A 12208-nucleotide genomic window follows, 5' to 3' on the forward strand; every position below is an offset into this window, starting at 1 on the left:
TTCAGTCCTTGACGGCGCCGGCGGTCACACCGGCGGCCACGTACCGCTGAGCCAGGATGAGCAGCAGCGTTGCCGGGATGGAGGCGACCACGGCGGTCGCCATGATCGCGTTCCACTGTTGGTTGTTGTTGCCGATGTAGTGGTAGATGCCGAGGGTGATCGGCTGGTGGTCGCCGCCGCCGTCGAGCGTGGTGGCGAAGACGAAGTCTGACCAGGCCCACAGGAACGCGAACAGGCTGACCGTGACGATCGCGTTGCGGGAGACCGGCAGGATCACCGATCGGAAGGTGCGCCACCGGGACGCGCCGTCGATCTGCGCCGCGTTGATCAGCTCGTCGGGGATGCCGGACATGAACGCCGTGAAGATCAGCACACCGAACGGCACCGCGATGGTGGAGTCCGCCAGGATCAGGCCCGGGATCGTGTTGAGGACACCGAGCCGCAGGTAGATGGCGTAGAAGCCCATCGCCATGATGATCCCCGGGATCATCTGGGCGATCAGCAGCACGAAGCTGAGCGTGCCGCCACCCTGCGGGCGCAGCTTGGCCAGCGCGTAACCGGCGGGCGCCGCGAGGACCAGGGTCAGCGCGACGGTGCCGAGACCCACGATCAAACTCGTTCCGAGGTACGGGAGCTGCTGGTCGAGCACCGCGCGGTAACCCTCGAGGGTCCCGTCCCAGGGGAACAGGTGCGGTGGGTCGGCGCGCATGTCGGTGTCCTTCGTGAAGGACACGTTGACCATCCAGTACACCGGGAACAGCATGATCGCGGTGAAGAGCAGTCCGAGGCCGGTCTTGGCGTACTGCCTCACAGGCTCTGCCTCCTCTGGATCCGGATGTACAGCAGTCCGAACACCAGCGCCATGACGATCAGCAGGTTGCCGACCGCGGCGCCCGGTCCGAACTCGGGCAGCAGGTTGCCGAAGGAGAGCCGGTAGGACCAGGTCGCGAAGGTCGTCGACGCGTCGGCCGGCCCGCCCTTCGTCATGATCCAGATGATGTCGAAGACCTTGAGCGTGTAGACCAGCCCGAGCAGCAGGGTGATCGCCGAGACCGGCCGGAGCAGCGGGAACGTGACCCGCCAGAAGCGCTGCCACCCGTTGGCGCCGTCGATCGCGGCCGCCTCGTGCACCTCGGCGGGGATCGCCTGCAGGCCGCTGTGGAGCACCACCAGGTTGAACGGGATACCGATCCAGATGTTCGCGATGACGACGCTGGCCAACGCCCAGTCCGGTGACGTCAACCAGTTGACTGCATCAACATTGACCAGCGAGAGTGCATAGTTGACGACCCCGGAGTCGCTGTTCAACATCCAGGACCACGTCGACGCGCTGACGATCAACGGCAGCAGCCACGGTACGAGGAACAGCGCCCGCAACGTCGACGACAACCGGAAGTGCTGGGCGAAGAACACCGCGAGCGCCAGTCCGGCCGCGAACTGCACCGCGATCGAAGCGACCGTGAACACCAGCGTGTGCAGCAGCGCCGGACCGAAGGTGGGATCGGCGAACACGGTCCGGTAGTTGTCCAGTCCGCTGAACGGCGCGTCCCCCCGTACGAACGACCGGACGGTGTAGTGCCGCAGGCTCAGGTCCAGGTTGCGGTAGAGCGGGTACGCGTAGAAGGCGACCAGGTAGACCACGACCGGAGCGAGGAACGCCCAGGCGGCGAGCCTGTCGTGGCCTGCGGGCCGGACCCGGGGCTTCTCCCGGGTCCGGGCCAGGGTCGAGGCGTGTGATGTCACTTGGTCGCCGCGGCTGCCGTGGTCTGGGCGGTCTTCAACGCGTCCGCCGGGGAGGCCGACCCGCTCAGTGCCGCCTGGAACGCGGTCCACAGCGGCTGCGAGATCTTCGGGTACTTGGTGCCGAGGTCGTCGCTGGTCCGGCCCTTGGCCGCCTTGACCGCCTCCACCCACACGGTCAGCTCGTCGTCGTCGGCGACCTGCGTGCGCTGGACGGCGTCGGTCGCGGCGATGTACGACAGCGTGGTGTCCGTGGCGAGCGCGTTGTCCGCGCTGGTCAGGCAGGCGACCAGCTTCTCCGTGACGGCGTAGCGCGCGGTGTCGGACTGGACCGGGGCGGTGACGAACTCGCCGCCGGTGGGCGCCGGGGCGGTGCCACCGGCCTGCGACGGGATCGGGATGATCCCGTACTCGAAGCCGGTCTTCTTGGCGTTGGCCAGCTGCCACGTGCCGTTCTCGGCGAACGCGAAGTCCCCGGCGGCGAACTCCTGCCAGCTGGTGGTCTGCGTGTTGTTGAGGACCGAGTTCGGCGCGTAGCCGTTCTTCAGCCAGTCGGTCCACAGGGTCAGCGCGGCGACGCCCTGCGCCGAGTCGAGCTGTGTCAGGTTCGCGCCTGCGCCCCAGAACCAGGGCAGGAACTGGAACGAGCCCTCCTCGGTGCCGATCGCCGAGAAGGTGATGCCCTTCTTGCCGGCGGTCTTCACCTTCGTCAGCGCCGCGGTCAGCGAGGTCCAGTCGGTGACCGTCGCCGGGTCGACGCCGGCCGCGTCCAGCACCTTCTTGTTGTAGTAGAGCGCGAGGGTGTTGGCGCCGATCGGGATGCCGTAGGACTTGCCGCCGATCCGGCCGGCCGCGAGCAGGTTCGGCGAGACCGCGGCGACGTCCACCTTCACCTCGTCGGTGGTGGTCAGCACCCCGGCGTCGGCCAGCGTGGACACCACCGGGTTGTCGACGATCAGCACGTCGGGGGAGTTGTCCTGCTGGGCGGCGAGCAGCGCCTTGTTGGTCAGGTCGGTGGTGTCGTATCCGGTGCGCTCGACGGTCACCCCGGCGTCGGTGCCGCACGTGGTCAGCAGCCGCACCCACGCGGAGCTGTCGTCGAACTGCGGGTACGGATCCCAGATCGTGTAGTCGCCGGTCGGTGTGGCGCCACCGGAACCGGACTCGGACGAGCAGCCGGTGGTGACCAGGCAGGTGGCGAGGGCGACGGCCACGGCGGCGCGCAGGCGTCGTCGAGAGTTTCGGGAGGAAGGCATATCGAATCCCCTAACAAGGAGTGTTCAATGCGTGGTGCGATGGGGGCGGTGCACCCGAGCCGGATAGGCTAGGAAATCGATTGCCTAGACGCTAAGTAACGGCTTGCTCGCATGTCAAGAGCAAGTTACCGTCCCATTACGCAGGGCCCTTCGGCCCGTCCGGAAACCTGGGAGGAAACTCTGAGCAGCGTGGAACGCGCGGTCACCATCAGCCAGGTGGCGGCGCTCGCGGGGGTCTCCACCGGCACGGCATCCAAAGCGCTCAACGGTCGCGGCGCGCTCCGGCCGGAGACCCGGTTGCGTGTCCAGCAGGCCGCCGAGCGGCTCGGATTCGTCGCCAACGCGGCCGCCCGCAGCCTGCAGACCGGCCGCACCTACACGGTCGGCATGATCACCACGGACAGCATCGGCCGGTTCAGCATCCCGCTGCTGATCGGTGCCGAGGACGCGCTCGGGGCCGGGCAGATGTCGGTCTTCCTCTGCGACGCCCGCGACGATCCGATCCGCGAGCAGTACTACCTGAAGACGCTGCTCAGCCGCAAGGTGGACGGGATCATCGTGACCGGCCGGCGGACCCTGGCGCGGGCCCCGATCGGCGTGCGCCTGCCGGTCCCGGTGGTGTACGCGTTCATCAGCTCCGCCGACCCGGACGACTGCTCGGTCGTCCCGGACGAGGCGGACGGCGCCCGCCGGGCGATCCGGCACCTGCTCGCCATCGGCCGGCGCCGGATCGCCCATGTCACCGGGCCGGAACATCACCACTCGGCGACGATCCGGGCGTCCGCGGCGGCCGACGCGCTGGCCGCCGAGGGGCTGACCTCGGCGGCGCCGACACTCTACGGGGAATGGAGTGAGGCGTGGGGGCGGCAGGCGGCCGGGATCCTGCTGTCGACCGGCGCCGACGTGGACGCGGTCTTCTGCGGCAGCGACCAGATCGCCCGCGGGCTGGCCGAGGCGCTGCGCGATGCCGGCCGGGTGATCCCGCGGGACGTGGCGCTTGTCGGGTTCGACAACTGGGACGTCATGGTGGAGGGCTGCCGGCCCGCGCTGACCAGCGTGGACATGGATCTGGAGGGGATCGGCCGGACGGCGGCCGAGCTGCTGCTGCAGACCATCAACGGTGATCCGGTCCGCGGCCAGCACGCCCGCCCGTGCCGTCTGGTGCCGCGCGCCTCCACCGCCGTCTGACCACACCCCAAGCAGTGTGTCGACTTCCGGCGTCCACGGCGCCCGAAGTCACCACACCCCAAGCAGTGTGTTGATTTTGGGCGTCTACGGCGCCGGAAGTCATCACACCCCGAGCGGTGTGTTGATTTTGGGCGTCCACGGCGCCGGAAGTCACCACACCCCGAGCGGTGTGTTGACTTTGGGCGTCCACGGCGCCGGAAATCAACACAGCCCGTCGGGTGTGGTGACTTTGGGCGTCTGTGGCGCCTCAACTCAACACGCCCTGAGGGGTGTTGTGGGCGGCAATCGATTTCCTGAAGGGCATTGACGGGCGTGGTTCTCTCTCCGTAACGTTCGCGCAACCGTCCCGCGACATGGAGAACACATGAGTCCCGGAAGACGCTTGCTCACCGTGGCCGTCATCGTGGCGCTGCCCGTCATCCCCGCCCTCCCCGCGCACGCCGCGGACCTCCCGGTCCCGGTGCTCGCCTACGACTTCGACGCCGACGACCTCAGCACCGGCGTGATCACCGACAGCTCCGGCAACGGACTCGACGGCGCCCTGGTCAACGGCTCCACCGCCGCCCTGGTCGACGGCGCGTCCGGCGGGCACGCCGTCCAACTGCCCGGCGGCGGTCCCACCTCGGACGGCGCGTACGTCCGCATCCCGATCGGCGCACTCCAGGGACGCACCGAGCTGACCGTCTCCACCCGGATCCGCTGGGACGGCACCACCGCGCCCTGGCAGTGGATCTACGCGCTCGGCACGGACACCACCCGCTACCTGTTCAGTACGCCGTACAACGGCGACGGCCGGCTGCGGAGCTCGGTCACCACCGGCGGCGGCGGAGCGGAGGCCCAGGTCACCGGGGTGGCGGCGCTGCCCGCGAACTCCTGGAAGACGCTGACCGTGACACTCGGCGGCGGACGGATCGCCGGCTACCTGGACGGCGCGCAGGTGTCGTCGGCGGCCACCACGATCACCCCGGCCCAACTCGTCGACGCGAGCACCCCGCACGCCGGGTACATCGGACGCTCGTTCTACCAGGACCCGCTCTTCGACGGGGCGGTCGACGACTTCCGCGTCTACGGCACGGCGCTCACCGCCGACCAGGTCGCCGAGGACTACGGTGCGACACCGCCCACCGCCACCGGGATCAGCCAGACCGCATTCGACGTGCGGACCACCATCGGGACGGCGCCCACGCTGCCGGCCGCGGTCCGCGGCACGTTCAGCGACGGCTACGACCGGGACGTCCCGATCACCTGGGACGCCGTCGACCCTGCGCGGTACGCCCAGCGCGGCACCTTCAGCGTGAACGGCGTCGTGGCCGGCCGGACCGTGACCGCCACGGTGACCGTGGTCCGCGAGGGCGAGCTGATCGTCGACCTCGGCGAGACCACCGGCGACTTCCACGGTGGCGCGGCCGGCACGCTCTACGGCCTGTACGGCGACGGTGTCCCGACGAACAACCTGATCGAGGGCATGCACCTGCGGACCGTGTCGACCAAGGCGCAGGACGGACCGCAGCACCCCGGTGCGGACGCCCTCGAGGTGGTGAAGCCGCTCGCCGACAGCACCGACGGCGACGTCTACATCTACATGACCGACATCCACCGCGGATTCCCGTACCAGTGGCCGGGCAGCACCCCGCAGGAGAAGCTCGACCTCTTCAAACAGAAGATCGTCAAGCAGGTCGAGCAGGTGCTCACCCTGGAGCCGGAGTATCGCGACAACATCGTCTTCGTGCCGTTCAACGAGCCCGAGGGCAACATGTTCGGCACCGGCGAGTGGAGTTACAACCGGGTCAGCTGGCTCAGCGACCCGGACGACTATCTGCAGGCCTGGGACGACGTCCACGAGATCATCAAGAGCCGGATCCCGGACGCGCGGATCGCCGGGCCCAACACCAGCATCCTGTATGACCAGGTCAAGGGCTTCCTGACGCACACACTGGCGGCCGGAACACTGCCCGACGTGATCACCTGGCACGAGCTGAGCCACCCCGAGGCGGTCCGCGAGTCGGTCGCGAAGTACCGGGCGTGGGAGGCCGAGCTGCTGCCCGGCGAGCACCTGCCGATCAACATCAACGAGTACGCCTTCAACTACCACACGAGCGTGCCCGGCCAGATGATCCAGTGGATCTCGGCGATCGAGGAGTCCAAGGTCGACGCGGACATCGCGTACTGGAACATCGACGGCAACCTGTCTGATTCGGCGGTGCAGGCCAACCGGGGCAACGGGCAGTGGTGGCTGTTCAACGCGTACGGCAGCATGACCGGCCAGACCGTCAAGGTGTCGCCGCCGTTCCCCGGGCAGAACTACACGCTGCAGGGAGTGGCCAGTCTCGACACCGCCAAGAAGCAGGCGCGGTTGATCTTCGGCGGGGCGTCGAGTGCCGGATACATCCGCTTCGACGACGTGCCGACATCCTTCGGCAAGAAGGTGCACGCCTGGATCCGGGAGATCCCGTGGACCGGGCAGATCGGCGACTCGGCCCAGCCGCGACTCCTCGCCGACAAGGACCTCACGGTCGTCGACGGATCGGTCGTGATGGAGTTCGACCAGTTGACGGAGGCTTCCGCGTACGAAATCGTGGTGAGCCCCGCCGGGAAGAGCGACCGGACCGCCGCGTCTCCCGCCACCTGGCAGGGATCCTACGAGGCGGAGGACGCCCGTTACACCGGCAGCGGTTACAGCCGCAACGGCCCGGAGGGCTCGCCGTCGGACGTGTCGAAGTTCTACACCTCGGGCGGATACGACGTCGGCGGCCTGCGGACCGGCAGCGACGGCGTGCTCGACTTCACCGTCGACGTGCCCACCACCGGCACCTACGACCTGAGCGTCTTCGCCAACTCGCTGAACACCTACGACCTCGTCAAGGACCAAGGGCCGACCAATATCTTCGTACGCGTGGACGGCGCCGCCGAACAGGAGTTGTTCCTGCCGCTCGGCTACAAATGGGTGGTCTGGGACCACGCGGACACGACGGTCGACCTGACCGCCGGCCGGCACACGATCTCGCTGGCGGCCCGCAGTCTCGACGGCACCCGGGGCACCGAGGGCGACGCGATCCTCGACCGGATCACCCTCGCCCTGCCCCGCCCGGCCGCCTCCTACGAGGCCGAACTGGCCGACCTGGCCCGCGCGAAACCGTTCTACCAGCGACACGCCGGTGCCGAACTCGGCAGGGGCGGGACGGCGACGTTCTGGGTCTACGCGAAGGCCGACGCGGAGGCGCTGCTCGACCTGGCCGTGGACCGCGGCTCGGTGCGTGTCACCGTCAACGGGATCACCACGTCCCCGAAGGCCGCCGTCTCGCTCTCCGGCGGCGTCAACAAGGTCGTGGTGACCGGCACCGCCAAGGGCACCCGGATCGACCGGCTCGACGTGCGGCCGTCCGCCGGCAGGCTGCCGCTGACCGTCCTGGAGGCCGAGAACGCCACGGTGGCCGGCACCGCGTCGGTGGTGACGAAGCCACTCGCCAGTGGGACGAAGGCCGTCACCGGTGTGGGTGGACTTCCCGGCAACGGCAACACGTTGACGTTCCCGGTGACCGCGGCACGGGCCGGCACCTACGCGCTGCGGATCCGGTACTCCAACCCGGAACAGGCGGTGGCCACCCACTACAACCCGGACCCGCTGGCCCGGCACGCCGACCTGTCGGTCAACGGGGGAACGGCCACCCGGGTGCTGTTCCCGCACAGCTTCCACGACGACAACTTCTGGGAGCTGACCGTGCCGGTGACCCTCGAGAAGGGCGGCAACACCCTGTCGTTCCGCTCGCAGGAGTTGCCCAACTTCGACGGCACCACCTACGCCTCGGACGACTGGCCGGACGTGCTGCTGCGGTCGGCGTACGCCCCGCTGATCGACAAGGTGACCGTCACCCCGTTCAGCACGACCGTTCGTTGACGATGCGCGGGGCCGGTCGATGCCGGCCCCGCGCACCTTTCCGGTAAACATGGAAGGTATGAGCGATCTCGCGGCCTGGGAGAGAATCCGCCGATACGCGGTGCCCGCATCGATGATCGCGGCCTGTGCCGAAGCCCGGGAACGCGGCGACTGGCGGGCCGCCTGTGCCGCCGCCCGCTACGACATCGCCTTCGACGCCCTCGACGACGACCTGGCCGGCGAGGCCGAGAAGGCCGCCGCCGACCTCGCGCCCGACCTGCTCCGATGGCACCTTCCGCGGATCCTCGACGGATACCACACCCTGGTCCGCGACCGCCGGTACGCCCTGATCCCCGACGAACCGTCGGGTGTGTTCCTGACCGTGCGGACGGCGCGGTCCCGGCTCGGCTCGCAACGCCTCACCCTCGCGGCGTCCCGGAGTTGCGACGGCTGCCTGCCGGTCCCCGCCCACCAATGGTCGGCCACTGGTGACCATCTCGGGGTGCCCGGGAACGACCGTCTTCGGGTGCAGGACGCGCCTACCCTGGCGGCGGCCTTCGGCGAGGCCGGGCTCGTGGTCACCGACGACCCGGAGGAACACTGGCCCCGCTACGAGAACGGCCCGGTCATGTCGGCCGTCGACCCGGTGCGGCTGGCCCGCGACGTGCGGTGGCTCAGCAGCCGGTGCGACTCCACGACCTGGGCATTGTGGGTGGACGCCTGGTGGTTCCTGCGCCTCGACGTGACCGACGCGCGGATCGGCGTGTCCTGGCAGTCCTGCGGGCTGGGCCGCAACCCGCCCGAACGCCTGCTGCCCCGCCTGGAACCGGACCAGTTCCGCTACTCCCTCGACCACGACCTGATCGCCCGCGGTCTCCTGACACCCGATGACCTGCACCCGTTGGCGCGCGACATCCCCTCGACCTCCGGACCGGCGGTGCGGGTGGTCGAGGCCGCCCCGGCGGACACGGTGCGGGTGCCCTGCCAGGAAGGTGATCACGAGGTCGGCGTGCGTCTCGGCTGCCTCGAACTCTGCGCGCACACTCCCGCCGAACAGCAGCGCGAACGGACCCTGCGTGCCCTCCGCGGCGAGGTCACCGGCTGTTTCGCCCTCGACCAGGCGTGGTCCGACGGCGCCCACGACCTGCTGCCACCCGAACTCCAGCGGCACCGCGACGACCTCTGGCAGCGGATGATCCACGGCGGCACCGGTGTCGTCCTGTCCCTGCTGGACGAGGGCCTCGACCCGCAGCTGAAGGACCCGCACGGGCGTACCCTCCTGCATTGGATCGTCGCCTTCGATCCGGCGATGCTGCTGCCGCGGCTGATCGCGGCCGGGCTCGACGTCAACGCCCGGGACCGCGACGGGAACACGCCGCTGCACTACGCCGTCGACAACCGGGGACCGGCCGCCCTGCTGGTGGCGCTCGCCGAGGCCGGCGCCGACCCGGACGCGGTCAACAGCGAGGAGATGTCACCACGCGACCACCTCGCCACCCTCGGGGACGCCGAACTCGAAAACAGCATCGACCGCTTTTGACAACTGTCTAATGTTGCGGTGATGGAAGAACGACAGGACCGCCGAGTGCTGCGCAACCGGTCCGCGCTGATGGCGGCCGCGGTGCGACTGGTCACCGAAGCCGGCACCACCGCCGTGCCGGTCGGCGTGTTCACCGACGCCGCGACGGTCAGCCGGCAGCTCGTCTATCTGCAGTTCGGTGATCGCGACGGCCTGCTGGTGGCGGCCGCGGCGGACCTGGTGGAACGCGAACTGCTCCCGGCCCTGGCCGATCCTGATCAGCCGATGCGGGTGCGGATGCTGGCCATGGCCCGGCACTTCGCCGGATACCGGGAGTTCTACCGGGCCATGCTGACCGGCTCGTGCGCGTTCGCGATGACCCGGGTGCTGCACGAACTGTTCGGCGCGCTGATCACCCCCGACGGGCTGCGGGGCGCCTTCGGCGACCTCGACCCGGCGGTGATCCACGACCTGCGGGCGTTCGTCACCGGCGGCGCCGGGACCATCGTCAGCGAGTGGCTGGCGGGCGACGACCCCGGCCCGCTCGACCCGGACCGGCTGACCGCCCGCCTGGTCGCCCTCGCCGACGTGGTCAGGATCCGGGGAGCAGCGCGGTCAGATCCGGCTCTGCGGTGAGCAGGCCGTCCTCCCTCGCCAGCCGCCCGAGTTCGGTCACCGACCCGCGGTTCACCTCGACCGGCCAGCGCGGCAGCACCAGCGCGTCCCGTGTCTCCGGGCTGATCTTCGTGTACGTGCCGAGCGCCGCCCGGACCTCGTCCGGATGCGTGTCCGCATAGGCCAGCGACTGCCGCATCGCGGTCGTGAACCGTGTGACCAGCTCCGGGTCCTCCGCGATCAGCTGCTGCGAGGTGAAGTACATCGCGACGGTCAGGTCCGGTGCGGCCTCCGCGTACGGGGAGGCGATGCGCCGCGCCCCGGCCGCGATGGCCGCCTGCTGGAACGGCTCGACCACGAAGATCGCGTCCACCCGCCCGGCCTGCAACGCCGGCACCTGGTCGGGGAACGCCAGTTCGGTGAAGCGGACGGCGCTCGCATCCCCGCCGGCCTTCTTGACGGTCGCCTTGACCGTCGTCTCGGTGATGTTCTTCAGCGTGTTGGCCGCGACGGTCCGCCCGCCGAGGTCCTTGGCCGACCGGATCGGACTGTCCGCCCGGACGTAGAGCCCGCCGAAGTCGTTCGCGGCGTCCCCGGTGGAGTTGTTGCCGTTCGCCACCACCCTGATCGGCACGTTCCGTCCCTGGGCCAGCAGCAGCGAGATCGTGTTGCTGAACCCGAACTGGAACTCGCCGCTCAGCACGCCCGGCACGATCGCCGCGCCGCCCTGTGCCGTGGTCAGTGTCAGGTCGATGTCCTGTTGCCCGAAGAATCCCTGCGCCTGTCCGAGATAGATCGGCGCCACGTCGATGATCGCGATGACCCCGACGGCGACCTTGTCCCGCTTCCCGGCGTCGTCGTCCCTGTCCCCCGTGCCGCCACATCCTGCCAGCAGCAGAAACGCGGCGGCCGCAGCAAAGCGTCTCATCCGGCCAACCTAGGGCCGGGCGCTGCCGGAGGTCAACGACCGTCGATGCCATGATCGGCCACGGGAGGGCGCCCCCGTGGCCGGCCCGGTGTTCAGAGTTCCTCAGTGGCCGCAGGGGCCTCAGAGTTCCTCAGTGGCCGCAGGGGCCTCAGAGTTCCTCAGTTGCCTCAGGGGGTGACGACGATCTTGCCCTGGGTCCGGCCCTGGGCGGACAGGTCGTGCGCCTCGGCGATCCGCTCCAGCGGGAACGACGCGGCGATGCTGGGAGCCCAGCCGCCGCGGGCGCCCAGAGCCGAACCCTCGGCCAGCAGGGCCGGGTTGTTGCCCGCACTGAGGTGGCGCACGCCCAGACCCTCGGCGCGCAGGTGGTCGGCGACCGTCACCACACGGGACGCGTCCCCGGCGATGCCGACCAGGTCCGGCAGCGAGCCGGAGCCGGCCGTGTCGACGACGCCGTCCACCCCGTTCGGCGCGAGTTCCTTGACCCGGACAGCAAGGCCTTCGCCGTACGTGGTGGGCACCGCACCCAGCGAGCGCAGGTAGTCGTGCTTGCCCGCGCTGGCCGTGCCGATCACGGTCGCGCCGCGGGACACCGCGAGGGCGACCGCCGCACTGCCCACGCCGCCGGTCGCGCCCTCCACCAGGATCGTGCGGCCGGACACGTCGCCGAGCGCGTCGAGCGCCACGCCCGCGGTGTCCACCGCGAGGCCGGCCGCCGCGCCCTGCTCGTCGGTCCAGGCGTCCGGCACCGGGGCCCAGGCGGACAGGACCGCGTACTCCGCGGAGCCACCGAAGAGCCCGCCCAGACCGAAGACCCGGTCACCGACCGTGACGCCGGTGACGCCGTCGCCGATCTCGTCCACGACGCCGGCCGCGTCCCGGCCCGGAATCGCCGGGAACTCGACCGGGAAGTAGTCACGGACCGCACCCATCCGGATCTTCCAGTCGACCGGGTTCACGCTGGCCGCGGCCACCTTGATGCGGACCTCGCCGGGGCCGGCGTGCGGCTGGGGGGCCTCCTCGATGACGAGGACGTCGGTGGATCCGTAGTCGTGAAAGCGTGCGGCTCGCATAGTTTCCATGGAAAG

General features: G+C 69.9%; 9 protein-coding genes. 4 read left to right on the plus strand and 5 right to left on the minus strand.

Annotated features, from left to right (window positions below; all coding sequences use genetic code 11):
- Position 1: 1 nt before the first annotated feature.
- Genes QSK32_RS23520 through QSK32_RS23530 form a run of 3 tightly spaced genes read right to left on the minus strand, consistent with a single transcriptional unit; the run spans position 2 to position 2996 of the window.
- Positions 2-763, minus strand: coding sequence for a carbohydrate ABC transporter permease (locus QSK32_RS23520; RefSeq protein WP_285473285.1), 762 nt, complete (start codon positions 761-763; stop codon positions 2-4).
- Positions 764-807: 44 nt separating this feature from the next.
- Positions 808-1743, minus strand: coding sequence for a carbohydrate ABC transporter permease (locus QSK32_RS23525; protein ID WP_285473178.1), 936 nt, complete (start codon positions 1741-1743; stop codon positions 808-810).
- Positions 1740-2996 carry a sugar ABC transporter substrate-binding protein gene (locus QSK32_RS23530; protein WP_285473179.1) on the minus strand — a complete coding sequence of 419 codons (1257 nt, stop codon included), beginning with the start codon at positions 2994-2996 and terminating at the stop codon, positions 1740-1742. The genes QSK32_RS23525 and QSK32_RS23530 overlap by 4 nt, the downstream gene beginning before the upstream one ends.
- 189 nt (positions 2997-3185) lie before the next feature.
- On the opposite strand from QSK32_RS23530, the gene QSK32_RS23535 reads away from it, so the two are divergent.
- From QSK32_RS23535 to QSK32_RS23550, 4 genes are all read left to right on the plus strand, one after another.
- The gene (locus tag QSK32_RS23535; protein WP_245674189.1) at positions 3186-4184 is read left to right on the plus strand and encodes a LacI family DNA-binding transcriptional regulator; all 999 of its coding nucleotides are present in this window, start codon (positions 3186-3188) and stop codon (positions 4182-4184) included.
- Between the two features lie 364 nt (positions 4185-4548).
- On the plus strand, positions 4549-8079 hold the full coding sequence (locus QSK32_RS23540; RefSeq protein WP_285473180.1) for a LamG-like jellyroll fold domain-containing protein: 3531 nt from the start codon (positions 4549-4551) through the stop codon (positions 8077-8079).
- Between the two features lie 58 nt (positions 8080-8137).
- The gene (locus QSK32_RS23545; protein WP_285473181.1) at positions 8138-9598 is read left to right on the plus strand and encodes an ankyrin repeat domain-containing protein; all 1461 of its coding nucleotides are present in this window, start codon (positions 8138-8140) and stop codon (positions 9596-9598) included.
- Positions 9599-9619: 21 nt separating this feature from the next.
- Positions 9620-10213 (plus strand): TetR/AcrR family transcriptional regulator, encoded by a 594-nt coding sequence (locus tag QSK32_RS23550; protein ID WP_285473182.1) that lies wholly within the window; start codon positions 9620-9622, stop codon positions 10211-10213.
- On the opposite strand, the gene QSK32_RS23555 is transcribed toward QSK32_RS23550, so the two are convergent.
- Both QSK32_RS23555 and QSK32_RS23560 read right to left on the minus strand, forming a co-directional pair.
- A complete protein-coding gene (locus QSK32_RS23555; RefSeq protein WP_285473183.1) occupies positions 10170-11120 on the minus strand; it encodes an ABC transporter substrate-binding protein in 951 nt (316 codons plus the stop codon). The two genes, QSK32_RS23550 and QSK32_RS23555, sit on opposite strands and share 44 nt — an antisense overlap.
- Before the next feature lie 167 nt (positions 11121-11287).
- A complete protein-coding gene (locus tag QSK32_RS23560; RefSeq protein ID WP_353050986.1) occupies positions 11288-12193 on the minus strand; it encodes an NADP-dependent oxidoreductase in 906 nt (301 codons plus the stop codon).
- Positions 12194-12208 lie beyond the last annotated feature (15 nt).

It is taken from the genome of Actinoplanes sp. NBRC 101535 (genome assembly GCF_030269225.1).
GTDB classification, from domain to species: domain Bacteria; phylum Actinomycetota; class Actinomycetes; order Mycobacteriales; family Micromonosporaceae; genus Actinoplanes; species Actinoplanes rectilineatus.

Bases quoted from the DNA above. Each gene is read 5' to 3' on its own strand.
- QSK32_RS23520 (WP_285473285.1), bottom strand. From the start codon at position 763: ATGCTGTTCCCGGTGTACTGGATGGTCAACGTGTCCTTCACGAAGGAC.
- QSK32_RS23530 (WP_285473179.1), bottom strand. From the start codon at position 2,996: ATGCCTTCCTCCCGAAACTCTCGACGACGCCTGCGCGCCGCCGTGGCC.
- QSK32_RS23540 (WP_285473180.1), top strand. From the start codon at position 4,549: ATGAGTCCCGGAAGACGCTTGCTCACCGTGGCCGTCATCGTGGCGCTG.
- QSK32_RS23545 (WP_285473181.1), top strand. From the start codon at position 8,138: ATGAGCGATCTCGCGGCCTGGGAGAGAATCCGCCGATACGCGGTGCCC.
- QSK32_RS23550 (WP_285473182.1), top strand. From the start codon at position 9,620: ATGGAAGAACGACAGGACCGCCGAGTGCTGCGCAACCGGTCCGCGCTG.
- QSK32_RS23555 (WP_285473183.1), bottom strand. From the start codon at position 11,120: ATGAGACGCTTTGCTGCGGCCGCCGCGTTTCTGCTGCTGGCAGGATGT.
- QSK32_RS23560 (WP_353050986.1), bottom strand. From the start codon at position 12,193: ATGCGAGCCGCACGCTTTCACGACTACGGATCCACCGACGTCCTCGTC.